The organism is Halomonas sp. IOP_14, from assembly GCF_021021315.1.
Lineage (GTDB): Bacteria > Pseudomonadota > Gammaproteobacteria > Pseudomonadales > Halomonadaceae > Vreelandella > Vreelandella titanicae.
This window is the reverse complement of sequence record NZ_JAINWD010000032.1, coordinates 23,973-50,043: the sequence shown is the minus strand read 5'-3', so window position 1 is coordinate 50,043 and position 26,071 is coordinate 23,973. Positions and strand designations below refer to the sequence as shown.

24 protein-coding genes are annotated in these 26,071 nt (G+C 54.2%); 23 read left to right on the top strand and 1 reads right to left on the bottom strand.

From position 1 onward, the window contains the following. The first annotated feature begins 147 nt into the window (after positions 1-147). Positions 148-480, top strand: a complete 333-nt coding sequence (gene fliE, locus K7H09_RS18015) for a flagellar hook-basal body complex protein FliE (protein WP_039860567.1) — start codon at positions 148-150, stop codon at positions 478-480. Positions 481-498: 18 nt separating this feature from the next. Here fliE and K7H09_RS18010 read toward each other — a convergent pair whose 3' ends face one another. After that, positions 499-864: a flagellar protein FlaG gene (locus tag K7H09_RS18010; protein WP_039860569.1), complete on the bottom strand. Its 366-nt coding sequence runs from the start codon at positions 862-864 to the stop codon at positions 499-501. Positions 865-1,195: 331 nt separating this feature from the next. Here K7H09_RS18010 and K7H09_RS18005 point away from each other — a divergent pair, with 331 nt between their 5' ends. From K7H09_RS18005 to K7H09_RS17900, 22 genes are all read left to right on the top strand, one after another. Continuing rightward, the gene (locus K7H09_RS18005; RefSeq protein ID WP_041159380.1) at positions 1,196-2,884 is read left to right on the top strand and encodes an HD domain-containing phosphohydrolase; all 1,689 of its coding nucleotides are present in this window, start codon (positions 1,196-1,198) and stop codon (positions 2,882-2,884) included. Positions 2,885-3,082: 198 nt separating this feature from the next. Beyond that, positions 3,083-3,499 (top strand): flagellar export chaperone FliS, encoded by a 417-nt coding sequence (fliS, locus tag K7H09_RS18000; protein ID WP_027958757.1) that lies wholly within the window; start codon positions 3,083-3,085, stop codon positions 3,497-3,499. A 7-nt stretch (positions 3,500-3,506) separates the two neighbouring features. Further along, positions 3,507-3,917, top strand: a complete 411-nt coding sequence (gene fliT, locus K7H09_RS17995) for a flagellar protein FliT (protein WP_022520934.1) — start codon at positions 3,507-3,509, stop codon at positions 3,915-3,917. Continuing rightward, entirely contained in the window at positions 3,914-5,329 is a 1,416-nt protein-coding gene (gene fliK, locus K7H09_RS17990; RefSeq protein WP_027958759.1) for a flagellar hook-length control protein FliK, read from the top strand. Before fliT ends, fliK begins: the two co-directional genes overlap by 4 nt. Further along, entirely contained in the window at positions 5,313-5,606 is a 294-nt protein-coding gene (locus K7H09_RS17985; RefSeq protein ID WP_027958760.1) for an EscU/YscU/HrcU family type III secretion system export apparatus switch protein, read from the top strand. The genes fliK and K7H09_RS17985 overlap by 17 nt, the downstream gene beginning before the upstream one ends. A gap of 106 nt (positions 5,607-5,712) precedes the next feature. Next, positions 5,713-6,045 carry a flagellar transcriptional regulator FlhD gene (gene flhD / locus K7H09_RS17980; RefSeq protein WP_022520931.1) on the top strand — a complete coding sequence of 111 codons (333 nt, stop codon included), beginning with the start codon at positions 5,713-5,715 and terminating at the stop codon, positions 6,043-6,045. Next, positions 6,042-6,584, top strand: a complete 543-nt coding sequence (gene flhC, locus K7H09_RS17975; RefSeq protein ID WP_009288432.1) for a flagellar transcriptional regulator FlhC — start codon at positions 6,042-6,044, stop codon at positions 6,582-6,584. Before flhD ends, flhC begins: the two co-directional genes overlap by 4 nt. Positions 6,585-6,830: 246 nt before the next feature. Beyond that, positions 6,831-7,700 carry a flagellar motor stator protein MotA gene (gene motA / locus K7H09_RS17970; protein ID WP_027958761.1) on the top strand — a complete coding sequence of 290 codons (870 nt, stop codon included), beginning with the start codon at positions 6,831-6,833 and terminating at the stop codon, positions 7,698-7,700. Beyond that, positions 7,697-8,644, top strand: coding sequence for a flagellar motor protein MotB (gene motB, locus K7H09_RS17965; protein ID WP_022520929.1), 948 nt, complete (start codon positions 7,697-7,699; stop codon positions 8,642-8,644). The genes motA and motB overlap by 4 nt, the downstream gene beginning before the upstream one ends. A gap of 42 nt (positions 8,645-8,686) precedes the next feature. After that, positions 8,687-10,783 (top strand): chemotaxis protein CheA, encoded by a 2,097-nt coding sequence (gene cheA, locus K7H09_RS17960; RefSeq protein WP_022520928.1) that lies wholly within the window; start codon positions 8,687-8,689, stop codon positions 10,781-10,783. Next, the gene (gene cheW / locus K7H09_RS17955; RefSeq protein WP_009288435.1) at positions 10,780-11,277 is read left to right on the top strand and encodes a chemotaxis protein CheW; all 498 of its coding nucleotides are present in this window, start codon (positions 10,780-10,782) and stop codon (positions 11,275-11,277) included. The genes cheA and cheW overlap by 4 nt, the downstream gene beginning before the upstream one ends. A 133-nt stretch (positions 11,278-11,410) precedes the next feature. Beyond that, complete coding sequence (locus K7H09_RS17950; RefSeq protein WP_035538269.1) at positions 11,411-12,673, top strand: methyl-accepting chemotaxis protein; 1,263 nt, start codon at positions 11,411-11,413, stop codon at positions 12,671-12,673. A 60-nt stretch (positions 12,674-12,733) separates the two neighbouring features. After that, a complete protein-coding gene (locus tag K7H09_RS17945) occupies positions 12,734-14,872 on the top strand; it encodes a methyl-accepting chemotaxis protein (RefSeq protein ID WP_230805440.1) in 2,139 nt (712 codons plus the stop codon). Continuing rightward, complete coding sequence (locus K7H09_RS17940; RefSeq protein WP_022520925.1) at positions 14,869-15,741, top strand: CheR family methyltransferase; 873 nt, start codon at positions 14,869-14,871, stop codon at positions 15,739-15,741. The genes K7H09_RS17945 and K7H09_RS17940 overlap by 4 nt, the downstream gene beginning before the upstream one ends. Positions 15,742-15,832: 91 nt before the next feature. After that, the gene (locus tag K7H09_RS17935) at positions 15,833-16,894 is read left to right on the top strand and encodes a protein-glutamate methylesterase/protein-glutamine glutaminase (RefSeq protein WP_009288439.1); all 1,062 of its coding nucleotides are present in this window, start codon (positions 15,833-15,835) and stop codon (positions 16,892-16,894) included. 59 nt (positions 16,895-16,953) lie between these two features. After that, positions 16,954-18,657 carry a methyl-accepting chemotaxis protein gene (locus K7H09_RS17930; protein WP_230805438.1) on the top strand — a complete coding sequence of 568 codons (1,704 nt, stop codon included), beginning with the start codon at positions 16,954-16,956 and terminating at the stop codon, positions 18,655-18,657. A gap of 102 nt (positions 18,658-18,759) precedes the next feature. Further along, on the top strand, positions 18,760-19,149 hold the full coding sequence (gene cheY, locus K7H09_RS17925) for a chemotaxis response regulator CheY (RefSeq protein ID WP_022520923.1): 390 nt from the start codon (positions 18,760-18,762) through the stop codon (positions 19,147-19,149). 41 nt (positions 19,150-19,190) lie between these two features. Next, positions 19,191-19,886: a protein phosphatase CheZ gene (gene cheZ / locus K7H09_RS17920; RefSeq protein ID WP_009288441.1), complete on the top strand. Its 696-nt coding sequence runs from the start codon at positions 19,191-19,193 to the stop codon at positions 19,884-19,886. 104 nt (positions 19,887-19,990) lie between these two features. Then, positions 19,991-21,157, top strand: a complete 1,167-nt coding sequence (gene flhB / locus K7H09_RS17915; RefSeq protein WP_009288442.1) for a flagellar biosynthesis protein FlhB — start codon at positions 19,991-19,993, stop codon at positions 21,155-21,157. Continuing rightward, positions 21,154-23,241, top strand: a complete 2,088-nt coding sequence (flhA, locus tag K7H09_RS17910; RefSeq protein WP_027958766.1) for a flagellar biosynthesis protein FlhA — start codon at positions 21,154-21,156, stop codon at positions 23,239-23,241. The genes flhB and flhA overlap by 4 nt, the downstream gene beginning before the upstream one ends. Before the next feature lie 58 nt (positions 23,242-23,299). Beyond that, complete coding sequence (gene flhF / locus K7H09_RS17905) at positions 23,300-25,483, top strand: flagellar biosynthesis protein FlhF (protein WP_009288443.1); 2,184 nt, start codon at positions 23,300-23,302, stop codon at positions 25,481-25,483. Next, complete coding sequence (locus K7H09_RS17900) at positions 25,480-26,052, top strand: hypothetical protein (RefSeq protein WP_041159377.1); 573 nt, start codon at positions 25,480-25,482, stop codon at positions 26,050-26,052. Before flhF ends, K7H09_RS17900 begins: the two co-directional genes overlap by 4 nt. Positions 26,053-26,071: the final 19 nt, after the last annotated feature.

Below are 26,071 nucleotides of genomic sequence, written 5' to 3'. Positions count from 1 at the left end.
AATTGTGATGACAGTCATTATCCGGTGACTAGTCGAGCATAAAGGAACGATAAGCTTCGCTTTTTATGCGCATTTGTCCGTATGAGGCGGGGCGCTTTGGTGTTAGGCTTTTTGCATTAGATATTTTTTGCGAATTGAGGTGAGCGTATGAGTACTCCCGCAATACAGGCTGCGCTACAGCAGATGCAAGGCATGGCGACCCAAGCGGCATCCACGCAGCCCCTTAGTGGTGCGCAGGCGTCAGCGGCTGTCGGGCAGGGCGGTTTTGGCGGTGAGCTGCAGGCCTCGATTCAGCGCATTAACCGACTTCAGCAGACGGCTAACAGTCAGGCGATGGCTTTTCAGGCGGGTGATCCTGATTTGCAGCTCAATGACGTGATGGTTGACATGCAGAAGGCCAGCGTTGCGTTTCAAATGGGGCTTCAGGTTCGCAATCGTTTGGTATCTGCATATCGTGATGTTATGAACATGCAAGTGTAGGGTTGTCTACGTCACGCATTAGGCTTCAATTGAGATTATTCGTCCCTGCATTTCTTCAAGTCGCTCGGCAATTTTGAGTACTTCTTCTGCTGGGATCTGGCGTATGACGTCGCCAGACTCCCTATCTATGACCCGCGTGATCACGCGTGATGTTACTTCGCTTAATTCGAATTCTAAGCCATGTGGGCGCATTGTCTCGTTAATGCGCTGGATGGGTTTGACGAGCTCTTCGGATGATATTTCCTGCTCATTAATGTCTATGTTTTTAATCTGAGTGTTCGTTGTTGCTAGCTGAGCTAGAGTGTTTTCGAGCCGTTGGCTTGGGTTCAGCTGGGCTAAGCCTGATGACTGCAGCGTTGTTGCTTCGGTGGGTAGTGAGCTCATGGGGCACGTTCCTCCTTTAAGATCAGCTCTGGCAGCCAGTTAGGAGTGCAACAGCGTGGAGCGGCAGCCATAGCTTGGAATTTTGCTTATCAATAAGTGTTTCTATATCAGTATCGGCAGTCAGCTAAAAAACTTTACTCTTGCCGACGTGGCGTTTTGTTTTCTGGTTCTTGGGAGTGTCAGCCATATAGCCTCCTCTCTCTGTTTGCTATGGCTTGCCTAATAAGTATGAAAATGGTGGCTTTTTGTGCATACGCCATGCTGTGGGCATCTGATATGCTTCTCGAGTTTGCGGTGAACTAATTAACGCATAAGAGTAAGCGAGGCGAGAATGGTGGCGCAGCAGGATGAGTTTGAAACAATAGTAAGTACAACAGTGATCGAGTCTCTGCTGAATACCTTGATCGAAACCGGTGGCGTCTCGCTCTGTCTTGCTGCGACGGGAGCTCGTCCAGAGCCCATTGTCTTGATGGAGCAGCACCAGGGCCAAGCATTGGTGATGGATCTTTCCTCTGTTGACTATTTACTTCACCATTTACAGGGTGGTGCTGCGTTTTACTTGCGCGGGCAGGCGCAGGGGAAAGTGCTGCAAACGCCGCTCCTGCAACTGACGGAGACGCGTCAGGCCGGGGGGCGCTTTTTGTGTTGCAGTGATTATCCTGCATCGTTGGAAGTGCTGCAGCGTCGTGAGTCCTTCCGTGCTGAGCTGCGCATGGGGATGGTGGTGTCGGCAGGTTTGTATGGTGGTGATGCCGAGATAGAGGGTGAGCTGCGGGATTTATCCCAGGACGGCTGCCAGCTTGAATTGCCATTGGCCGCTAGCGGGCTGCTAGCGGGAGCCGCTAGCCCGCTAAAGTTGGCGTTTACCTTCCCCGACGGCACCTACTTTGAAGTGCTTGGAGAGGCTCGTCATCAAAAAACCGACGCTGAGCGCCATCTACTGCGCGTCGGTTTTAACTTCGTTGAGTGTAGTGCGGAGCAAGAGCGGCAAATTTGGTATTTCGTGTGTGAAATAGAGCGCGAAGCGGCACGCTATAAAAAAGAAGAACAAAACGAGCGTCAGCCCTCTCCGCTGTTCGCGCTGCCAAGCAAACGATCCGGTGCAGGAGAGTTGCTTGGGCGGCGTGATGTCAAGCGCTACGCGACCCCTATGGCGCGTCGGCTTGTCAAAGTCGCTGCCTATCTGGATACACAGTTGTTGTCGTTACAACAAGGTAGCGATATCGATGGGCGTCAGCTCTCCCGCTATGCTGATCGCATATTGGGTCTTCATGAAGAGGATCGTGAGGCGCTGCTATTTGCTTCACGTTGCTTATCTCCCGAGCCTTTAATAGTGCGCCACGGTATTGCTGTGGCTGTGCATTTGCTCGATTTTGTGGGTGCCAGCATGCCCCGTGAGTTGCGCAAGGCGATAGTGGCCAGCGGTCTTATTCACGATCTTGGCAAGGCGCTTGTGCCTCAGGTGCTGTTCAAGGCGCCGCACTTTGAAGCTAAGCATCGAGAGGCGATCAGTGAGCATGTCCAGCTGTTGCTAGACCGCTTACATAACTGCCAATGGCTGTCTGCGGGTATTGTCCAGGCGGTGATTGGGGGGGTTAACGAGCGTATGGATGGTAGTGGGTATCCATGCGGGTTGAGTGGGGCTGACCTCAGTGAACTGGCTAAGGCGAGTGCTGTTGTCGACGTAGTAGAAGCTATGCGACGTGACCGTGCAGATCGTCCAGCTAAAACAGCACAGCAAATTTATCGGCATTTATTGCAGCACCCACACCATTTTGATATGCGTTGGATTAAACGCTATATCGATCATTTCAAGGGATTGCCAATAGGTTCGCTGGCGCAGTTCTCTAGCCAGCAGAAGGGGTGGATCTTACGTCTTGATGCTAAAGGCAACCCCACAGAGGTGTTGCTTGCGCCACAGGTCGAGCCGCCAATGCGTGACAATGTGGGAGTGATCGTGGGGAGTAATATCGCTGAGCGACTTGGGCGAACTGTCGGTGAGATCGCCGTGTCTACTTGAGTAAGCAGGAAGTTAATGCGTGATGGCAGTTGGTCGAGTCATGAGCTGCGCTGAAAAAAGCGTTGTAAGCCGTTAAAGTCCCCCAGGCTCACGCCGATAGATACTAGTAGTGCCGTTTGTTGTTTATTTTTATCTTTTAATAATCGTGGTCTCTCCTTATCCAGGGTGAGCATAAAACCACGCACAGGAGTTCCGCTTATGACTTACTCTCGCGGTGGCGCCGCCTATGGGCGGGGAGCTAACGCTTATGCGCGTGTTGGCGTAGAAAGCGGAGTGATGTCGGCAGATCCTCATCAGCTTATTGTGATGTTGTTTGACGGCGCCCAGGCCGCTATTCGTGCTGCACGCATCCATATTCAGTCGGGTAATACGGCCGAGAAAGGCAAGTCGATATCGAAAGCGCTGGATATTGTAAATAACGGTCTCGTAGCCGCTCTTGATCAAGAGCAGGGCGGCGAGATTGCCGAACGCTTAGCATCGCTTTATGACTATATTTCGCGCCTACTGTTGGCGGCGAATCTGCGTAACGATGAAGAGAGCTTAAATCAGGCCGAACGCCTGCTCGAAGATATCGCCTCAGCCTGGCGTGATATTGGTCAACAGCAGAGCGCGTGAGGCAATAATGTCAGCTCCTATATCCGCTCGTGATAAAAATGCTCAACAGACGCTGCTCACTAGCTATGAAACGCTATTGAGCCGCGTTGAGCACATGCACGAACTGGCTAATGGCGAACAGTGGGCAGAGCTAATTGATCAGCGTACCAACTATGTAATGTTGGTGGATCAGTTGCGTGAGCTGGATACCACCGTTGTGCTTGATGCCGCTGCTCAGCAGCGTAAGGCAGAACTGCTGGAGCGCATCCTTGAGCACGATGTGGAAATACGGCGTCGTTTGGTGGCGCGCCGTGATGAGCTGGGTAAGCTCATAGGGGTATCCCAGCGTCAGCGGAATTTACATAGGGCCTACGCACCACAGCAAGGGGCTCCGGTAGCTTATGACGCCGATGATGCTGATTCCACGAGGTCATCGTGAGTGGTATTACCCCTCTGATTGATACGCTCTTGCACCAAGTGCTTGGGCGGCAAGGCGAGTTGTCGCTGCAGCGAGCATTGAGTCAGCCTGTGAAGCCCGTTTCACCCGGCGAGGGGCCGCGTGCTGTAATGGGTGATGCCAATCTGGATGGCCGTGCGTCGACATCGCCGCTAGGCGACCTAAAGCGTTTACCGCACCCTCTTGATGGGGGGCGAACGTTGCCCCGAGGTGAGGCGCAGCCTTCGCCTTCAGGTTCAACGCAGACCCATTTTAGTCCTGCAGCACGAACAATCGCCGACGTGCTGCTGCGCTTTCCAGCCCCTCCCTCGGTAATGCGGCCCGAAGCACCTCTTATCACCAGTCAGGAAGCGCCAGCAGCGAGTACAGTAGCAACACGCTTAGAGGCAAGTATTCGCGATAGTGGTTTGTTTTATGAGTCGCATCTAAAGCGCTGGTTTCAAGGTGAGGGAACCCGCCAGCAGCTAATGAACCAACCGCAAATGCAATCCGGCCCTCGCCCGCTTACTCCTCTTTTATCGACAGGCCCGAATGTGTCGCTCCCAGCTGCAGCGCCTTCGACGGCGTCTGCCTTGTCTACAGCTGTCTCAGTTGGGGTGCCACTGACTCCACAAATGCCTACGCAGTCAGCTGGAGCGCCCCTGACAGCACAGGCGCTTACGCAGGTGGGGGCGGGAGCGCCTTTGGCAGCTCCCCTGGTAGGGCAGGGAGGCATGGCTATTTTACCCAACGTGCCGCTAGTGCCTGTTACTCATGAGCAAGGCTTAGCGGTTCGGTTGGCGAGCGCGTCCCATTTTTTAGCAACTGGCTCGACGGCTGCTGCCTCCACTACCCCCGCTCAAGGGGCTGCTTCGCAGGTGTCGACTAATCCTGCCCAGCCGGCCCCTATGCCTGGCGAGGCGCGCGACAGCCATCAGGCAAGGGCGGAGTATAGCCAGGCTAGGGAGATGAGCGATCTGATGGCCAATCGACCGGCTCGCGAGGTCGTTCACGAAAGCCTGCAGAGCCTGGTGCGCCACCAGCTTGAAATGTTGGTGATGCCGTCTATTCGCTGGGAAGGTGATGTCTGGGCAGGCATTTTTATGGCTTTAGTAATCAATTTGCCTACTCGTGAAGAGGGCCAGGAAGGAAAACAGCAGGGGGGAGAGCCAGACGGTGGATGGCGTTCTGATATGCAGCTCGATGTTCCCAGTTTAGGGGCATTCAGCGCGTCGCTATGGCTCTATCGAAACGTGTTAAGCATCGATTTTACCACCGAAAGTACGCACGTTTATCAGCGTATTGACGCTGGACTGCCCGCGTTAGAGAAGCGCCTTAGCGCCTTGGACTTACAAAAAGTGCAGCTTCGCGCGCGCCATATCGAAGCGGAGGCACCCCATGGCTACGCCGGGTGAGCGACGCCGTCAAGCTGTTGCCCTGGCTTACCAGGATAATGACCGTGCTCCACGGGTAGTGGCGAAAGGCTATGGTGATCTGGCCGAACGTATTATGGCTGAAGCTCATCGCCAGGGTATTTATGTGCACGATGCGCCCGAGTTGGTAGCGCTTTTAATGCAGCTAGATCTGGATGCGGAAATTCCGGCGAGTCTCTATCAAATTGTCGCAGAACTGCTGGTGTGGGTGTTCGAACTATCAGAGGAAGGGCTAACTCATCGTGAAACGCCTGAGTAGCCATTTACAGACATTGTATGCAACCATGAGGGTAGGTAATAAAAAGTCATTAATGGCGCCAGTATAATGGTCACAACACCGCGCCTGAGTCGTTTAATGGGACATTATGAGTCAAACCAACTTTCTCGATGAAATTCAGGAAATTAATTTAGCTTATTTGCTTCTGGCGCAGCGCTTGCTTGATGAAGATCGTGAGGCTGCTATGTTTCGCTTAAAAATAGACAGCGATGTTGCCGAGCTGATTGTCTCGCTTAATGCTCGCCAGCTTACCAAGTTGGCACGAACCAGCCAATTATTGTGCCGGTTTAGCCAAACGAGTGCCGAGCGGCTTCGACAGCTTACAGATAATCCCCGCGATCAGGGGTTGGCAGGGCTTCATGCATCACTGCTGTTGGCAAGCGATGCATTTGAGCCAATGCCATCGGGAGGCGAGAAGTGAGCCAGAAAAGCTTGGTCGATGAAATGCACCAAGTGCAGCTGGCAATCGAATTGATTGAGCTGGGTGCGCGCCTTCAGGTGCTGGAAACAGAAACGGAATTAAGCCGCACGCGTTTGATCAAGCTGTATAAGGAAGTGCGTGGCATGTCACCGCCTAAGGGCATGCTGCCTTTTTCCACCGACTGGTTTATTACTTGGCTTCCCAATGTGCATTCGTCGCTGTTTTACAACATTTATTTAAGCCTGAAGGAGGCGGCAGGCTGTGATCGCATCGATGCCTTTGTCAAAGCATATCGGCTCTATGACGAGCAAATGTCGCTGGAAAAAGTGGAGCCGGTTCTCGGGTTAACCCGTGCGTGGACGCTGATACGCTTTTTCGAGAGTGATTTGCTCCAGCTTAATCAGTGTACGCGTTGCACTGGGCAGTTTGTGGCGCACGCTCATAGTCCCGCTCAACACTATGTGTGCGGTATTTGTCAGCCCCCCTCAAGAGCGGGTAAAACGCGCAAAGCACAGCGGGAGAATAGTGAAAAAATGTAACAATCTCTGCGATTACATCACTGATGGTGTGAAGTAGGGTATAAGACAGTAATGAGTACTAACAAGAAATAAGTGTATTGGCTTAGATAGGCCTAAAAGCCAGTGGTGCTTTTTCATTAAACAGACGTCTGACCCTAGTATAATAGGGCTAAGACATGCTTGGAATGGAACATTGCTTAAACATCAGATCAGGTGGCTAAGTTTTGGTTCCCTAATTTAATACTGAATACCGCAAGGATCCTGCTTGTGCTGATACCTCTAGGTTATGTAATCGTATTGCTATCTGTGTTTGGTGGCTATGTGCTGGCAGGTGGCAGCTTAGGCCCCTTGTATCAACCACTTGAGCTGCTGATTATTGGCGGAGCCGGGGTTGGTGCATTTATCGCAGCGAACAATGGCAAAGCGATTAAAGCGACCTTTAAAATTTTGCCCCGGCTCAAGCGCGCCAAAAAATATAACAAAGAACTTTATATGGAGCTGATGGCGCTGCAGTATAAATTACTCTCCAAAATTCGCCGTGAAGGCATGTTAGGCATTGAACGGGATATTGATAATCCCGAGGAGAGCCCGCTGTTTCAAGAGCATCCTACGGTATTGGCTGATCCTCATATCATGAATTTTCTAACGGACTATCTGCGCTTAATGGTAAGCGGCGGCATGGAACCCATGGAAATTGATGAGCTGATGCTGCACGAGATTGAGGTCTTTGAGCAGGAAGCTCATATTCCTGTCGATGCCATTGCCAAAGTCGGCGATGCCATGCCTGCCTTCGGCATCGTGGCGGCAGTAATGGGGGTCGTTAAAACACTCACCTACGCCGATGCTACGCCGACTCAGATGGGTGTGATGATCGGCCAAGCGCTAGTGGGCACCTTCTTGGGTATTTTGCTGGGCTATGGTTTTGTTAGTCCGCTGGCAAGTTACATCGAACGGCAGGCGAAAGAAGCCGAAAAAATGCTCCAGTGTATTCGCATTACGCTGCTCGCTAGCTTGCACGGTTATGCGCCGCAGTTGGCTGTTGAATTTGGCCGCAAGGCACTGTTTGCCGCCGAGCGTCCTAGTTTTACGGAGCTTGAAGAGTATGTAAGGGATGCAAAAAAGGCCGGTAACGCATGAGTAAGGGTGGTGACAAGCGTCCGATTGTCATTCGACGCAAAAAAGTCGTCCATGCCCATCACGGTGGTGCCTGGAAAATTGCCCTAGCGGATTTTATGACTGCTCTGATGGCCTTTTTTTTGGTGCTATGGCTTTTGAGCGTTTCCAGTGAAGAGACGCGCAAGGGGGTGGCAGAGTACTTTAGCACCCCCCTGGTGACGGCGATAACCGGTGGCGATCGTTCGGGCAGCACCAGCGCGATTCCCGGCGGCGGGCCCGATCCCACGCATAGCGATGGGGAGCGGGCGCGCATTGATAGCCTTCAGCGCACTCGTCCAAGCATGCAGGAACGAAACTTTTTCCGGGATTTACAAGAGCGTATTGAACGGGCCATTGAGCGAGATCCCGAGCTGCGCCAGTTGCGCAATCAAATGCGGTTTGACTTGACCCGCGAAGGGCTGCGCATACAGCTACTCGATACCGACCAGCGCCCCATGTTTGAGCTGGGTAGCGACCAAGTGGCGCCTTATATGCGCAGCTTGTTACGTACCATCGCACCGCTGCTAAATGAGCTTCCCAATGAGCTAAGTATCAGCGGGCATACCGATAGCGTTCCCTATGCGGGAGGCTATCGTGGTTACAGTAACTGGGAGCTTTCCAATGATCGCGCTAATGCGTCGCGCCGCGAGCTTATTGCGGGTGGCTTTGATCCAGGTCAGTTACTTCGCGTGTCGGGCTTTGCAGATCGTGTGTTATTGCCCGAGACTGAGCCAACCGATCCTATCAATCGACGCATAGAGCTGGTGGTGTTGTTTCCGGAAATTGCTGATGCGATTCGCAATCCTACTGTAATGGAGTCGGGAGATGCATCGCCAGAAGCTTCAATCGAAGCACTAGAAGCTTCAGCCGAAGCGCAAATTGAATCAACACAACAAGACGAGCCTCAGGTTCAAGCGCAAGAGTGATCTGAGCCTGTCATAAAAGACGACGTTAAGGTGGAGCGGTGTATGGATATAGCGGATTTTTTTGACACCTTTTTTGAAGAGGCTGAAGAGCTGCTGTCGGATATGGAACAGCATTTACTGGAACTGGATGTTGATGATCCAGACAGTGAGCAGCTCAATGCTATTTTCCGTGCCGCCCACTCGATCAAGGGGGGGGCGGGAACCTTTGGTTTTACCGTGCTACAGAAAACCACGCACATTTTGGAAAACCTCCTCGATTACGCACGTAAAGGCGAACTGACGCTGCGAGCCGACCTCGTGGATACCTTTTTAGAGGCTAAAGACATCATGCATGAGCAACTCGATGCCTACCGCAGCGAAGAGGAGCCTAATCAAGAGGCATTTGAACGTATTTGCCAAACGCTGCAGCAAATTGCCTTGGACGAAATTGGCCAACAGCTCGATGGGCCGACTATTCCTGCTGCTGAGCCCAAGGCTGCGCCGACGCCTGTGCCAAGTGAAAACGACGCGGAAGCAAACAGTAATAATGCAGAGGCGTCCTCGAACGGCCATCTGCTAGTGGCACTGCTCAACGTTGAAGATAAAGACCGCATTTTGCTGGTTGAAGAGTTAGAGCAGCTCGGTGAAGTGCAGTCCCAGTCAGGCGACGCAAAGCGTTACGAGGTAGTGCTCAAAAGCAGCGACAGTGCTGACGATATTGAAGCGGTCATGTGCTTTATTATCGAACCTGATCAGATTGAGATTACGGCTGTTGAGGGCGTCGCTACTGAGCCAGCCCCAGCCGAGCCAGAAGCCTCGACGCCTGCAGCCCCAGCGCCGCAAGCGCCGGCAGAAAGCACGGCCTCTAAGGCAAGCGCGCCAAAGCCTGCTGCCAAAGAGAAGCCCAAAAAAGCTGCCGCCGAGTCTTCGTCAATCCGCGTATCGGTAGATAAAGTCGACCAAATTATCAACTTGGTGGGTGAGCTGATTATCACCCAGTCGATGCTCGATCAAACGGTTAGCGATTTAGAAGATCAGTCGGTGGGCAATGCCTCACTGCAAAATGGCATGAGCCTACTGCAGCGCAACGCCCGTGATCTCCAAGAAGCGGTCATGTCTATTCGCATGATTCCCATGGAGTTTGTATTCAGTCGCTTCCCCCGCGTGGTGCGCGACACCGCCGGTAAGCTGGGTAAAGAGATCGAATTAATTACCGAAGGCAAGTCGACCGAGCTGGATAAGAGTTTGGTCGAACGGATCACTGATCCGTTAACGCACCTGGTGCGCAATAGCCTCGATCATGGCGTGGAAATGCCCGATGTGCGCGAAGCCATTGGCAAGCCGCGTGTCGGCAAATTAACCCTCTCCGCACGTCACCAGGGTGGCAATATCTTGATTGAAGTGCGCGATGATGGTGCCGGCATGGATCGTGAACGCCTGCTAGCCAAGGCGCGCGAAAACGGCCTCAATGTGTCGGACACCATGTCGGACGAAGAGGTCTTCCAGCTCATTTTTGCTCCCGGCTTCTCAACGGCGAATGAAGTGACCGACGTATCTGGGCGTGGCGTGGGCATGGATGTAGTGAAGCGCAACATTCAGAGCATGGGCGGTCGGGTTGAAATCCAGTCGAAGCTAGGTGAAGGCACCAACACCCGTATCGTGTTGCCGCTTACGTTGGCCATTCTGGACGGTATGTCGATCAAGGTCGGCGGCGAGACGTTTATTCTTCCGCTCTCTACCGTACTTGAATCACTGCAGCCCGCCAAAGACGATATGTACGCCATGGCCGGTGACGACGTGGTGATCAAAGTCCGCGACGAATATCTGCCCGTGATTGCCATTCACGAAGTGCTGAACGTCGAGAATGCGATTACCGACCCGACCAAAAGCATCGCTGTCATTGTGCAGGGCGAAGGCCGTCGTTACGCCATGTTGGTCGATGAGTTGATCGGACAGCAGCAGGTCGTGGTCAAAAATCTGGAAGACAATTACCGCAAAGTACCAGGGATCTCGGCCGCGACCATCTTAGGTGACGGTAGTGTAGCGTTGATTCTGGATATTACTGGTTTACACCGCCTGAGCCGATATAAAAAAGAGGCAGGCAAAAAAGTAGTAAACAATCAAAACCTTTCATCTTTTAAGGAGGCTGAGCCGTCATGAGTCAAGCCAACAATGGTGCGGTACTAGCCGCAGAAGCCGAAAACCGCGAATTCCTGGTGTTCTCATTAGGCGATGAAGAGTACGCCATTGATATTTTGAAAGTGCAGGAAATTCGTGGCTACGAAAACGTAACCCGGATTGCCAATGCACCTGAATTTATCAAAGGGGTCACCAACCTGCGCGGCGTCATTGTGCCAATCGTGGATCTCCGCATTAAGTTTCACTTTGATAAAGTCGAATACGGTGGCCAAACAGTAGTGATCGTGGTCAATGTTGCAGACCGGGTGGTCGGCATCGTAGTGGACGGCGTTTCCGACGTGATGACACTGACCCCTGATCAGATTAAACCGGCGCCAGAATTTGGTGTCACGCTCTCGTCTGACTTCCTGAGCGGTTTGGGTAGTTTGGATGATCGCATGCTGGTACTCGTGGATATCGATAAGTTGCTCACCAGCGACGAGATGGCACTGGTGGAAAGCACCAGCAACCAGTAAGACTAAAAAAACATGGCACAGGGAGCGTGCCAAATCAGTTCTACTCAATGATGCATTCTCGCGCTACGGAAAGTGCCAGCGAGTGCCGGTTGTGCGTGGAGAAAAGGGCGTGACACAGCGAATGCGGCAATTAATGAATAATATGACGGTGCGCTTGAGTTGGGGCTTAGTGCTAGCGACACTTTCGGTGCTTGTTTTAATTGCCAGTGGTATCGGTCTTTATGCCCTGCACCATGGTGCAGCAATCGTGCAGGCCTCTGACGATGTGCAGGCACAACAGGCCGCTTTCAGTGCTTTTGCCGCGACAATTCGCTGGGCACTACTCGGGATAGTCGTAATGACTATCGCCACGGTAATCGTGGTTATCTGGGGGGTGACGGCCAATGTGTTGCGCCCGCTAGATCGCTTGGTGGGCTATTTTGAGCGTATGGCCCAGGGGGATCTAAGCCAGGCCATTACCTCTCCGGGTAATAACGAAATAGGGCGGCTTTATAGCGCCATGGCCCATATGCAGAGCTCACTCTCGCAAACGGTAGGTACCGTGCGCACCAGCGGTACATCGATTTATGAGCGCTCTCAGCAAATAGCCAGCGGCAATAACGACCTTTCTTCGCGCACCGAGCAGCAGGCCACCTCGTTAGAGGAGACGGCTTCCAGCATGGAGCAGTTAGCCTCAACGGTGGGTCATAATGCTGAAAATGCCCGCCAAGCCAGCCAATTGGCCGGGAGCGCGACCCTGACAGCCCGCCGTAGTGGAGAAGAGGTGGGTGAGATCGTCAGCACCATGCAAGACATAAGCGCAAGTTCTCATCAAGTCGCTGATATTATTACCGTTATCGATAATATTGCGTTTCAGACCAATATTCTGGCGCTGAATGCTTCGGTGGAAGCGGCGCGTGCTGGCGAGCATGGCAGAGGGTTCGCCGTGGTGGCACAGGAAGTACGTAGCTTAGCCAGTCGCAGCGCCGCTGCCGCCAAAGAGATTCGCACGCTGATTGATGCATCGCTCAGCAAGGTAGATACCGGCACTCAGCGGGTCAATCAAGCTGGACAAACCATGCAGGATCTAGTCGGTGCTGTTCAGCGCGTCAGCGATATCATGGATGAAATCGCCGCCGCTTCTGAGCAGCAGAGTAGCGGCATTGGCCAAGTGAATCAGGCCGTGGCGCAAATGGATCAGGTTGTGCAACAAAATGCTCAACTGGTGCAGCAAGCCGCGCGCAGCGCCAATGAACTTGAAAGCGAAGCCGCACGCTTACGCGAGGCGGTTGAGCGCTTTCGTGTCACTGAATTATCAGCCCCGCGCGCTCCGGCTGTATTGCCAGCGGCAGTGTCAAAACCCGCAACAAGGCGTCCACAGCCAGTAGCAGAAACAGAAGAGTGGTCATCGTTTTAATTTGCTTGGTAGGGCAGGCGCACTCTTTTTGAAAAATAAAACATTAAAAAAAGGCACACCATGCGTAATAACCAACCAGTCTCTCAGCGTGAAATCGAACTAAAAGAAGACGACTTCCTAGTCTCGCGTACCGATACGAAGGGACGCATCACCTATGCCAACCCTGCGTTTATCGATATTAGCGGCTTTGAGCACGCAGAGCTGATAGGTGCGCCGCATAACCTGATACGCCACCCGGATATGCCGCCGGCAGCGTTTGAAAACCTCTGGAAAACCGTCAAAACGGGGGAAACGTGGCGAGGGCTGGTCAAAAACCGCTGCAAAAATGGCGACCACTACTGGGTAAATGCCAGCGTCACGCCGATTATCGAAGATGGACAAGTCGTGGGCTACACCTCGGTGCGTGTACAGGCAAGCCGCGCAGCCATTGAGCAGGCCTACGCTGAAATACGCGAAGGCCGCAACAAGCGGCTTTACTTAGATAAAGGCCGGTTACGCCAGAAAGGTGTGATTAAGCGTTTGGCCCGGGTACGCCTCGACACCATTCGTGCCAAATTGGTAGGCATGATTGTCGTTGCAGGGCTGCTGTTATTAATCAGCGGTGGGCTTGGTCTGTATGGTTTGAATGTCTCTGGCGAGCGCTTGGGGCAACTGAATAATGACGGTCTGCGTGATGTTATTCGCCTGCAGAAAATCGATCAAACCATTGCCCAAACGCGCCAAGCGATGATTGAGCCAGAGCGTATGGAACTGATCAATCAACGCTTCGAGATGGGTGAAAGCATTGAGGAGAGCGCTGCAGAGGTTGCTGAGGTGTGGCAGGAGTATTATTCCCGTGAGGTCAATGCGACTGAGCTTGCCACCGAGTTTGACCAGCAGCTACAGACCTTCCTGCAGAACGGCATGGGCCAGGCGGCCAGCGTGCTTCAGGCAGAAGAGACCTACCAAGCCTTTACTGGTCTCGATGCTGTGATTAGCGTCATGACCAGCGAGGGCCGCATCCTGTCAGGCATGGTTAATCAACTGATTTCCCAGAAACAGCAGGCAGCTGAGGCCATGGCTGTTGATGCTCAGCAAGGTCAAACCACGATGCTGGGCGCTCAAACCATAGTACTTGGAATTGGTTTACTGCTACTTATTTTGATCGGCATGGTTACCCTGCGGGCGATTACCAGGCCGCTAAAAAGTGCTGCAGGTTTTACGCTGCAAATTGCTGGCGGTAATTTGGCCGCTAAAGTCCCCGCCCAGAGACGCGATGAAGTGGGCCAATTGATGGACTCGCTGAATACTATGCGCAAAAGCCTCAGCAGCATCATCGCCGATGTAAAAAGCGGTATTGATGTGGTCACTCCGGCTGCTCAGGACATTGCCAGCGGCAACGAAGAGCTGTCGTCGCGTACTGAACAGCAGGCGGCCTCTTTGCAACAAACCGCCTCCAGCATGGAAGAAATGACTGCCACTGTGCGGCAAAACAGTGAGAACGCTCAAGAAGCCCGCCGTCTAGCCGATAACAATGCTATCCAGGTAACGAATACTGGCGAGTTGATGACACAGTTAGTCGACAACATGCAGCGGATTACCCAAAGCTCCCAGCAGATGGCCGATATTATCAATGTTATCGATTCGATCGCGTTTCAGACCAATATTCTGGCGCTGAATGCATCGGTAGAAGCGGCTCGGGCCGGCGAGCATGGGCGTGGTTTTGCGGTGGTGGCCGAAGAAGTGCGTAACCTGGCTGGCCGTAGCGCTGGTGCCGCCCAAGAAATTCGCGGTTTGATTGATGGCTCTAACCGTGAGGTAAGTGCGGGTGCCAGTATGGTCACCAAAGCCGAAGCTGCGATTAGCGAAGTGGCGGAAGCCGCGCGCAGTGTGACGCAGATCATGCACGAAATTTCAGCCGCCTCCGAAGAGCAGAGCCATGGTATTGCCCAGGTTAACCAAGCAGTAGCAGAGATGGATCAAGGTACCCAGCGTAATGCGGTGCGGGTTCAGGAAACCGCACGCGCGGCGGTCTCGCTTGAGAAGCAGGCGGGGCTATTAGCGCTATCGGTGGAAGCGTTTCGATTAAACAGTCAGGGGGCGCTACGTCCGCCAGCAGTGACAGCGACTAAGCACACTGCTCAGTTGCCTAGCACATCGTCGCCGAATTCGCCCGTTAAACGGCAGGCAGCCTCAGCAGAGGAGTGGGAAGCGTTTTGACCGAACAACGTGAACGGGTGGTAGACGCAGGTCAGTGGACATCGAGCAGTCAGATTGAGCGCGATCTAGTACTGACGGATGCGGATTTTACACGGATTCGCGAGCTGATTTATCAGCGCGCCGGCATTGTGCTGGCTGAGCATAAACGTGAAATGGTCTATAGCCGCCTAGCAAAGCGGCTACGCCACCATGGCATGACGCGCTTTACTGACTACTTGGTGCGCTTGGAGCGTCAGCCAGAAGCCAAGGAGTGGGAGGCGTTTACCAATGCACTGACCACTAACCTCACGGCCTTTTTTCGTGAGGCGCACCATTTTCCGCTGTTGGCTGAGCATATAAAGAACAAACAAGACCCGGTCACTATTTGGTGTTCGGCCGCCTCCACCGGGGAGGAGCCTTACTCGCTGGCAATGACATTGTTAGAAACGTTGGGCGCTAAAGCGTCGCAGGCCAAAGTGATCGCCACCGATATCGATACGGATGCGTTGGCCAGGGCTCGCGCTGGCGTTTATCCCCTGGAACAGGTGCGCAAGATCGATGAGGCACGGGTAAAGCGGTTTTTTCAGAAAGGAACGGGTAACCATGCGGGCTTTGCACGGATTCGCCCAGAAGTATCCGCACTGGTGGAGTTTTTGCCACTGAACCTGCTAGCGCCGCAATGGCCAATTAAAGGCCCTTTTGATGCCGTGTTCTGCCGAAACATCATGATTTATTTTGATAAAGATACTCAATCAAAAATTCTTAAACGCTTTGCACCACTGATGAAGCCCGATGGCTTGCTGTTTGCAGGCCACTCGGAAAACTTCTCGTATATCAGCGACGCATTCAAGCTGCGTGGTCAAACCGTTTATAACCTGGCCAAAAAATGAATAACTATCGTGTCTTTATAATCGCTTTAGGCGCTGTGGCTCCGGCGGTTGCAATAACACATCAGGCGTCTACAGCAAGAGGAGGCGTGCTTTGAGCGCAGCCAAGATCAAAGTGTTGTGTGTCGATGATTCGGCGCTAATTCGCGATTTGTTAACGGAAATTATTAACTCCCAGCCCGATATGGAAGTCGTTGCGGTAGCGCCTGACCCCATTGCCGCCAGGGATTTGATCAAGCAGCACAATCCTGATGTGCTCACCCTTGATGTGGAAATGCCACGTATGGATGGCTTGGATTTTCTTGAGCGTTTGATGCGCCTGCGTCCTATGCCGGTATTGATGGTGTCGTCGCTCACCCAAAGCGGTTCGGAGATTACCCTGCGTGCACTAGAGCTTGGTGCGCTGGATTTTGTCGCCAAGCCGAGTCTGGGCATCCGTAATGGGATGATGGAGTACGCTGACGAGATTGCCGAAAAATTGCGCGCCGCTGCGCGTTCACGGCCTCGTCAGGCGCGGCATAAAAACACTCCGCCACCGGAAGCCCTGAAAGCCCCGTTAGTGTCGAGTGAAAAGCTGATCATTATTGGCGCGTCTACGGGGGGCACTGAGGCGATTCGTGCGGTACTTGAGCCGTTGCCCGCCAACGCCCCGGCGATTTTGATTACCCAGCATATGCCCGGCGGTTTTACCCGTTCGTTTGCGGAGCGCTTAGACCGGCTGTGCCGGATTACGGTGAAAGAGGCCGCCGACGGCGAGCGGATTCTACCTGGGCACGCTTATATCGCCCCAGGGGATCAACACCTTAAGTTAGCGCGTAGCGGTGCCAACTACGTAGCGCGGTTAGATAGCGGCCCACCGGTTAATCGCCACCGCCCCTCGGTAGACGTGCTGTTCCATTCAGCGGCTCAGCATGCGGGCAAGAACTCCATCGGTGTTATTTTAACCGGCATGGGTAAGGACGGTGCGGCAGGGCTGCTAGAGATGCGCCAAGCGGGTGCGCCCACCATTGCCCAGAATGAGCAGACTTGTGTGGTCTTCGGTATGCCCCGTGAAGCTATTGCTGTCGGGGGGGCTGTGGAAGTGGTGGCGTTAGATGACATTCCCTCGCGAATGATGGCGCTGATCGCCGCCTCCGGCCGCGCCCAGCGTGTGTAGTGCAATTCATAAAAAGTTAGTAATCATAAAAACTAAATAAGCTCGCAAGGGAAATCACAATGAACCGTTTACTGCGCAATTTGAGTATTCACGCCGCCGTGGTCACATCGCTTTGCTGCTTTGTCGTGCTGATTTTAATGATTTCGGGCTTGAGTGTGGTGGCCGATCGCAATTCACAAAATAACTTAGCCACGCTAAGCGGTATCAGCGATGCGCAGTTAAATGAGGTTAACCGTGCCGATTCGTTGCTTAACCAAGCCATGTTGGCCATGGAAACTGCCTCCAACTACCTGATGGTAGGACAGACCCAGCAATCCAATGAGCAGGTTGCCGTTGCCGCTGATCGCATTGAGCGTTCTGAACAGCGTTTTGAGCGCTTTGCGGCAAACTCATTTTCACCGCAAGGCGAAGCATTGGCGAACACCCTAATTGAAGATTTTAATACCGTAATGGGGCTAGTTAAACAACAGCACGATACCTTTGAATATATGGACTTAACCAGCTACAACAACCTGCGCGATGAGCTGGTAGAGCCGATAAATAGCTTATCTGAAAGTATGACGGCGTTTGTGGCCTACGGCTTCCAGCGGGTAGATACCATTCGCGCTGACGCGGATGCCCAAGGCAATCTGTTTGCCATGATCAATGCTGGAGCGGTGATTTTTGCCTTACTGATGACCTTGATAATCTACCTAGGTTTACGCCGTACAGTGATTGCGCCGCTAAGAGGCGCCATCCAACGGCTTGATGCGATTGCTGAGGCTGATTTGACCAACCCGCTGCCGGAAGCAGGTAAAAATGAAATTGGCCGTTTGTTTGGTGCTATGGGCACCATGCAGCAAAACCTCACCAATATCGTTGGCCGGGTGCGTGAAGGCAGTAACGAAATTCACCACGGCACCCGTGAGATTGCCAGCGGCAACGCTGATCTCTCCTCACGTACAGAGCAGCAGGCGGCATCGATTCAACAAACCGCGGCCAGCATGGAAGAGATGACCGCGACGGTAAAACAGAACGCCGACAATGCTCGTCAAGCCAGCACCCTGGCAGCAGACGCTTCCACCACGGCTGAGCGCGGTGGACAAGTGGTGGAGCAAGTGGTGCAAACTATGCACGGTATCTCCACCAGCTCGAAAAAAGTCGCCGATATCACCAGCGTTATTGACTCAATTGCTTTTCAAACCAATATTCTGGCTCTCAACGCCTCGGTAGAGGCCGCCCGCGCCGGCGAGCAAGGTCGCGGATTTGCGGTGGTGGCGGGGGAAGTGCGTAATTTGGCCAGCCGCAGTGCGGATGCGGCCAAAGAGATTAAAACTCTGATTGATGCTTCGGTAACACAAATTCAGCAAGGCTCCACTCTGGTCGAGCAGGCCGGTACCACGATGTCGGATGTGGTTACTGCAGTGCGCCGTGTTACCGATATCATGGATGAAATCTCCGCTGCCTCCCAAGAGCAGAGTGACGGTATTGAGCAAGTCAGCCAAGCCGTGGGCCAGATGGATCAAGTCACCCAACAAAATGCCGCGCTGGTACAGCAAGCCTCTGCGGCGGCGGCCTCCCTTGAGGAACAGGCCAACCGGTTGGAGCAAGCCGTAGCCGTGTTTAAGCTGTTAGGTATGCAGGGGGCGTCCCATCAGGCGCTGCCTTCCTCATCGCCAGCAACGGACGTTATGCCTGCGCCTAGGGCCGACCAGCAAGCTCGTCGCCCAGCTCCAGCTCCAGCCTCGCAGCGCAGCGACCACGAAGAGTGGGAGGAATTCTGAAGAACCGTTTTGAAAGAGCCGTTTCAAAGTAGCCGTTTTAAACCCCTGACTGTACTTTTCAGTCGCCCTTGTGCCATATACTGATTGATTAGAGGATGACCCATGGCAGATAAGAATATGAGTTTCCTGGTTGTAGACGACTTTCCCACCATGCGTCGGATCGTACGTAGTCTGCTTAAGGAGTTGGGCTTCACCAACGTGGATGAAGCCGAAGATGGACAAGATGCGCTCAATAAGCTGCGTGCCGGCAAGTTTGAGTTCGTCGTTTCCGATTGGAACATGCCGAACCTTGATGGCCTGGAGATGCTCAAGGAGATCCGTCAGGATGACGCCTTGAAAGACCTTCCTGTGTTGATGGTGACCGCAGAAGCGAAGAAAGAGAACATTATAGCGGCTGCTCAGGCGGGCGCTAACGGCTATGTCGTCAAGCCGTTCACTGCCGCTACCCTCGAAGAAAAGCTCAATAAGATCTTCGACAAACTGGGTATGTGAGCAACTGGGCCTATGTGCTTGGTTAACGAGGAGACAACGTTATGAGCCAGAATGAGCAGTCCGATTCTGCCCAATCGTCCGAACAAGCCGCCGAAGACTTAATTCATCGCATCGGTAAGTTGACGCGCATGCTGCGCGAAAACATGCGTGAACTGGGGCTTGATAAAGAGATTGAGAAGGCGGCCGAAGCCATCCCCGATGCACGCGACCGCTTGCACTATGTCGCCACCATGACGGAGCAGGCAGCAGATCGAGCGCTCAATGCCGTTGACCGTGCGCAGCCGCTGCAGGATCAGTTGTCAGACCGGGCGGAAGCGTTGGATAAACGCTGGGCCGAGTGGTTTGAAGCACCGAAAGAGCTGGATGAGGCGAAAGCGCTCGTTGTCGAGACACGCACTTATCTTAGCGAAGTGCCCGATGTGGTTTCAGCGACTAACAAAGAACTGATGGAAATCATGATGGCTCAGGACTTTCAGGACCTGACCGGCCAAGTGATTAAGAAGATGATGGACGTGATCCATGAGATCGAACATCAGTTGGTGCAAGTGTTGATCGATAACGCGCCGGGCGCCCATGCACGAGAAACGCTGCAGCGCAAGGCCGAGGATCAGTGGAAAAGCGACAGTGCACGGCGTAACGAAGAGCTTTTGAATGGGCCGCAAGTGAAGGATAATGTCCCTGATACAGTCTCTGGGCAAGATCAAGTAGACGACTTATTGGACGAATTAGGCTTCTAAGATGCGTTATTAAACGCCCTCTGGGCACGCAAGTACGCCATTCAGCCGTCCCTATGGACGGCTGAATACGTGATAAGCTTTGCTTCACCTGGCCGGATACCCGTATGGCAGATAACGATAGCGACCAGGAAAAGACCGAAGAGGCCACGCCCAGGCGGAAAGAGAAAGCCCGTGAAGAGGGCCAAGTTGCCCGTTCCCGCGAGTTAAATACGTTTTTACTTTTGCTGGGTGGTGTGATTGGCCTCTATAGCATGGGCAACATGCTCTACGACCAGCTGGGTGCGGTGATGGAGCAAGCTTTCTTGTTTGAGCGCCGCCAGGCAATGGAAAGTACGCCGATGCTGGTCAATGCGCTGGACCTTGGTCAGCGCACGCTATTTGCCATGATGCCGCTGTTTTTACTGTTAGCCATCATTGCATTAGTTGCCCCTGGGCTGATGGGAGGCTGGCTGATATCGGGTAAATCGATGCAGCCCAAGTTTTCCAAGCTAAACCCTATTAAGGGCGTAAAGCGTATCTTCTCCACCCAGGCTCTGATCGAATTGGCAAAAGCGATTGCCAAATCGTTTCTGGTAGGGGGCGTGGCTGCGACGTTTTTGTATTTCAACATCGGCAAATTTATGGCGCTAATGGATCAGCCTATCCAGCAAGCGCTAACCAATGCCTTAAGCATGGCGGCTCAGGCAGCTGGGCTAATGGTGCTGGTGTTGATCGTGGTCATTTTGATCGATGTCCCTTTCCAGCTCTGGGACAATGCTAAGAAGCTGCGCATGAGTCAGGAAGAGATTAAGCGTGAGCACAAAGAGTCCGAAGGCGACCCGCATGTGAAGGCGCGCATTCGCCAGCAGCAGCAGGCCATGGCGCGGGGCAGGATGATGAGCAAAGTACCCGAAGCGGATGTCATCATCACCAACCCTACGCACTACGCGATAGCACTGACTTATCAGGAAGGCAGTATGGGCGCCCCGCGGCTGGTGGCAAAAGGCGCCGACGCAGTGGCTGTACGCATTCGCGAAATCGCTGAAGAGGCAGGCGTGCCTCGCTTGCAGGCAGCACCATTGGCGCGGGCCCTGTATCATCACGTCGATCTAGATGCAGAAGTACCTGCCGAACTGTATACCGCGGTGGCGGAAGTAATGGCCTGGGCCTACCGCCTCAAGCAAGTATCACAACAAGGAGGCGAGGTGCCCCCAACCCCCGATAACCTGCCGGTTCCGCCGGAGATGGAAAGCCCCGGGCATGGCGCCGGTGGTAATGAGGCGCAACCATGAAAGGCTTGAGTCAGCTAGTAGGTCGGCGCGACTGGATGGGTGATGTGCGCATGAAGCTGCTGGTCGGGCCGCTGCTCATCCTCATGATTTTGGGCATGATGATTGTGCCCTTGCCTCCCTTCGCCCTGGATTTACTCTTCACCTTCAACATCGCTCTGGCCATTATGGTGTTATTGGTCAGCATGTTTACGCAGAAGCCGCTGGACTTTGCGGCGTTTCCTGCCGTGTTGCTATTTACTACGCTGCTGCGCCTGTCGCTCAATGTGGCTTCTACCCGTGTGGTGCTGATGGAGGGCCACCAAGGCGGCGCCTCTGCGGGTAAGGTCATTGAAGCGTTCGGGGCGTTTCTGGTCGGCGGTAATTTCGCTGTTGGCCTAGTGGTCTTCCTGATTCTTGTCATCATCAACTTTATGGTTATCACCAAAGGTGCTGGCCGTATTGCCGAAGTGGGTGCGCGCTTTACCCTGGATGCAATGCCTGGTAAGCAGATGGCCATCGATGCCGATCTGAACGCCGGCTTGATCGGCGAAGAAGACGCCAAAAAGCGCCGCGCGGAGGTTTCTCAAGAGGCGGATTTCTTTGGTTCCATGGACGGCGCAAGTAAGTTTGTCCGTGGCGATGCCATTGCCGGTTTGGTGATTATGGTGGTCAATATCATCGGCGGGCTGATGATTGGCATGCTGCAGCACGATATGAGCTTTGGCGCTGCTGGTCAGACCTATATGTTGTTGGCGATTGGTGATGGCCTGGTGGCGCAAATCCCTGCTTTGGTGATCTCCACCGCCGCGGGTGTCACAGTATCCCGGGTCAGCATGGATACGAACGAAGATATTGGCCAGCAAATGCTTAGCCAATTGTTCGTTAATCCTCAGGTACTGATTTTGGCTGCCGTGGTGATGGGCATGCTGGGTATGGTACCTGGCATGCCCAATTTCGTATTTCTATTCTTTACCGCGTTGTTGGCTGGCCTGGCATGGCTGTTAACGCGCCAAAAAGAGAAGGCGTTGGTCAAGGAGGAGATTGCCGCGGCACCGGTGCCTTTACAGGAGACTCCCGAAGCGAGTTGGGAAGATGTGCAACTGGTCGATACGCTTGGCCTGGAAGTGGGCCATCGCTTAATCCCGCTGGTGGACTCGCGTCAAAAAGGCGAGCTGCTCGGGCGCATTAAGAGCGTACGTAAGAAGTTTGCCCAAGAAGTGGGTTTCCTGCCGCCGGTCGTCCATATCCGTGATAATTTGGAGCTGCCGCCGAACGCCTATGTACTCTCCATGAAAGGCGCCGAGATTGGTCGCGCCGAGGCACAACCAGGTAAATGGCTAGCGATTAACCCCGGGCAGGTATCGGGCGAGCTGCAGGGCACCCATACTCAGGATCCCGCTTTTGGCTTGCCCGCTGTCTGGATTGATAGCAACCAGCGTGAGCATGCCCAGGTGTATGGCTACACCGTTGTGGATGCCAGTACCGTCATAGCGACCCACTTGAACCACTTGTTGCACCGTCATTCACCCGAGATGCTGGGCCGTCAGGAAGTACAGAAGTTGCTGGATAAAATGGGCGATGATCAAAAAGCGTTGGTCGAAGAGGTGATCCCCAAAGCTATTTCATTGACGGTACTGCAGCGCATCTTGCAAAACCTGCTTGACGAAGATGTCTCTATCCGCGACATGCGCACTATTCTCGATACCCTGGCCGAGTACGCCACACAGCAAAAAGATCCTAATGAGCTGACGGCGCTGGTGCGAGTCTCGCTGGGGCGCGCCATTGTCCAGCAGTGGTTTGCGGGGCAGGAGACACTCAATGTCATGGGGCTGGATGCTCAACTGGAACAAGTGCTGGTACAGGCCATGAATGGCAACGGCGCCATGGAGCCCGGGTTGGCAGAAACGCTGATGACCCAGGCCCAGCAGGCGCTGGAGCGTCACGAAAGTTCCGGCGAGCCGCCGGTGCTGGTCGTGCAACATTCACTAAGGGCGGTGCTGTCGCGCTTCTTGCGTCGCCGGTTACGCCATATGTCGGTACTGTCCCAGGCTGAAATTCCCGACGATCGCACATTAAGAGTGACCACAGTGGTCGGCGGACGTTAAAGATGGCACGCCGTGATAGGCTAGCGTCGTCCATTTTCAGAACAGGCAAGGGTAAATCATGAGCGTTAGACGTTTCGTGGGAGCCAATAGTCGTGATGTGATGCGCCAAGTGCGTGAAACGCTCGGTGAAGACGCCTTGATTGTCGCAAATCGGCGTACCGAAGGGGGCGTTGAAATTTTAGCGATGGCGGATGAAGCCATCGACCACTTTGAACCCTCACCAGAACCTGCACCACCCGAAACGCCGACAGCACCCCCAGCGCAAGACCCCATGCAGGCGATGAGCGAGCGCTTACTGCGCGAAATGCAGGATATGCGAGCGCTGCTGGCAAACAGCCAGTCAACCCATACTGCTTCACCATCGCCAGCAGCGCCCACCGGAACGGCTGCACGGCTGCGTCAACTGCTATGGAATGTGGGTTTTAGCAGCGAAATTGCCGATGAACTGCTGGCTGGGTTGCCTGCATCGCTAACCAGGTTAGACGGCGATAGCGAAGCCCCACTGCAGTGGCTGCGACAGCAGTTAATGGATCGCCTTTACGTACTCAACGATGAAGCAAGCTTTTTCGACCAAACCGGCATTGTTGCCCTGGTGGGGCCAACGGGGGTAGGTAAAACCACCACCACCGCCAAGCTGGCCGCTCGTTTTGTGATGCGCCACGGCACGCGCCCGGTAGCGCTGGTTACCACCGACAGCTTCCGGATCGGTGCCCATGAGCAGTTGCGCATTTATGCGCGCCTGCTGGATACCCCGATGTACGCCTTGGATGCCGAACAGCCCATCGACGATTTGCTGGGCCGCCTGCAGGGCAAGCAGTGGGTAATTATCGACACCGTAGGCATGAGTCAGCGTGACCAGCGGGTGATAGAGCAGATTGCCCACCTGCAAGGAGGACGCTCGCGGGTACGTTTGGTGCTGCTACTCAATGCTGCCAGCCAACCGGAAACCCTCGAAGAAGTGGTGCTGCGCTACCGTCAGGCCGCGCGGGCGGCGGGCGCAGAGTTAGATGACTGTATTATCACCAAACAGGATGAGGCGGGACGTCTGGCTCCAGTGTTAGATATTATTATGCGTCACGGGATGCGCGTCCTGTTTGGTTCTAATGGTCAGCAGGTGCCCGAAGATATGGCCCTTGCCGCCCCCGATGCGCTAGTGGATCAAGCGCTGAGTACCGCGACTCCTCAGCGTGAACGGGTGCAAAGTGCCGATGCGCCGATGGGAATGCCGCGCTGGTCGCGGGATGTCCTGGGCCAAGGGCGTCGTTTGTCGTCGCTATTGGCGAGGTTGCGCCAACGTGTCACGGGATTTGCGGAATTAGAAGAGATCTGGAACCTAGCTTCGCTGCCTAGTCGTTTGCAGGAAACGCATTTGGATGCATTACTTGCCGGTTATCCAGCGGCAAAGACCACCTTAGGGATGGCGTGGTTTCCGCGGCGCAATGAGCGCGGCTGCGACTGGGCAATGCCGGACATTGGCCTGGACACGGATGGTGCCTGGCTGGCGCTACCCTGGCTGCAGCATCGCCACGCCGCAGGATGGCAGCCACGCTTAGCCGCGCTGTCGGCATCGAGCGGTGTAGCGGTGCACTTACTGCCGCGCTTCCCTGAACCGGATGCACTAGCGTGGCTGGAAGCTGAGCACTTGACCTGGGTCAGCCAAGTGGCCCCCAGTCATCGGTTACGCTTTCACCACGAACGTCAATCTATCCGCCAGCTATTTAGTGACAGTGTGCTAACGCACCATGTGGGCGTGCGTTTTCGTGGCCAATCGGTGCAACTGTGGACTGCCTACGCCGAAGTCGAGGACGCCAGCGGCACGGCTCTACTCGCCTGGTTCGGTGAAGTTCGCGATCCGGAAAGCGCCAAAGTAGTGGCGCGCCGCTACTGGCTTACCCCCGCTCGGCTAGGAGCAGAGGTGCTCTCACTGCTGTTAACCCAGCTGCAAAGCGAAGGCTTGGCCGCCTTGACGCGTCGCGCGTGGCAGCAGTTAAAAGAGGCCGATAGCGGGGATCTAAATGCTGAAGTTCGCCTATTGATGGCCAGCGGTGTGGCATCGGTCGCCGGGCATCTCGATGTTGCTGATGATGAGGAGGCGCAGACGCTGCGTGGCGATCTGCTCAACCTGTTAGGCAACAGCCGTCGCCGCCGCGATACCGGCATGCTTGATGCACTGGTCTACGCCTTTATGGCACGAGATGCGATTCGTCAAATGGGCAGTGTTAGTCGAGAGGGCGTGGTGTGAGCGAACAGGATCAAGCATCGGGTCTACGCAAGTGGGCAAACCTGCAGCGCCAACAGCAGCAAGCTGAGGGTACAGTTGATGTTGCGGCGGCAGAACACGTGCCGGAATCTAAACAGCCTACCTCTCTGTTAACGCCGACAGCTGCAGCGGTGGAAGAGCCAGCAACGGTGGTAGCGCACCAGCCCAAAATTCCGCTTATTGTGGTCGGGCTACCAGGTAGTGGTGCAGCCCAGGTGAACAAGGTTAAAGCAAGATTAGGGCAGTGGTCGACGTTAGGTCGAAGCTGGGCCGGTGATCCTGAGGATTGGGATATTCATATCGTCATGGCCGAAACGGCCGACCTAGCCCAACTTTGCGATCAATACAGCCGTTGGGCACTGTGGATCAGTAGCGATGCCGATACCTTTGCTTCCATGTTCCGTACCTTGCGTCAATTACATGAGCGTGGCGGGCCGCGCCGTTTGCTGGCGCTCCACGAGCCGCATTTGCCGCGTCAAGGGTTGCTCAATAACTTGCGTGAGGCAGCTGATTACTACTTAAATATGGAGCTGTTGGTACTTGCACGATGAGCGCACTCTGCTGAGGAGA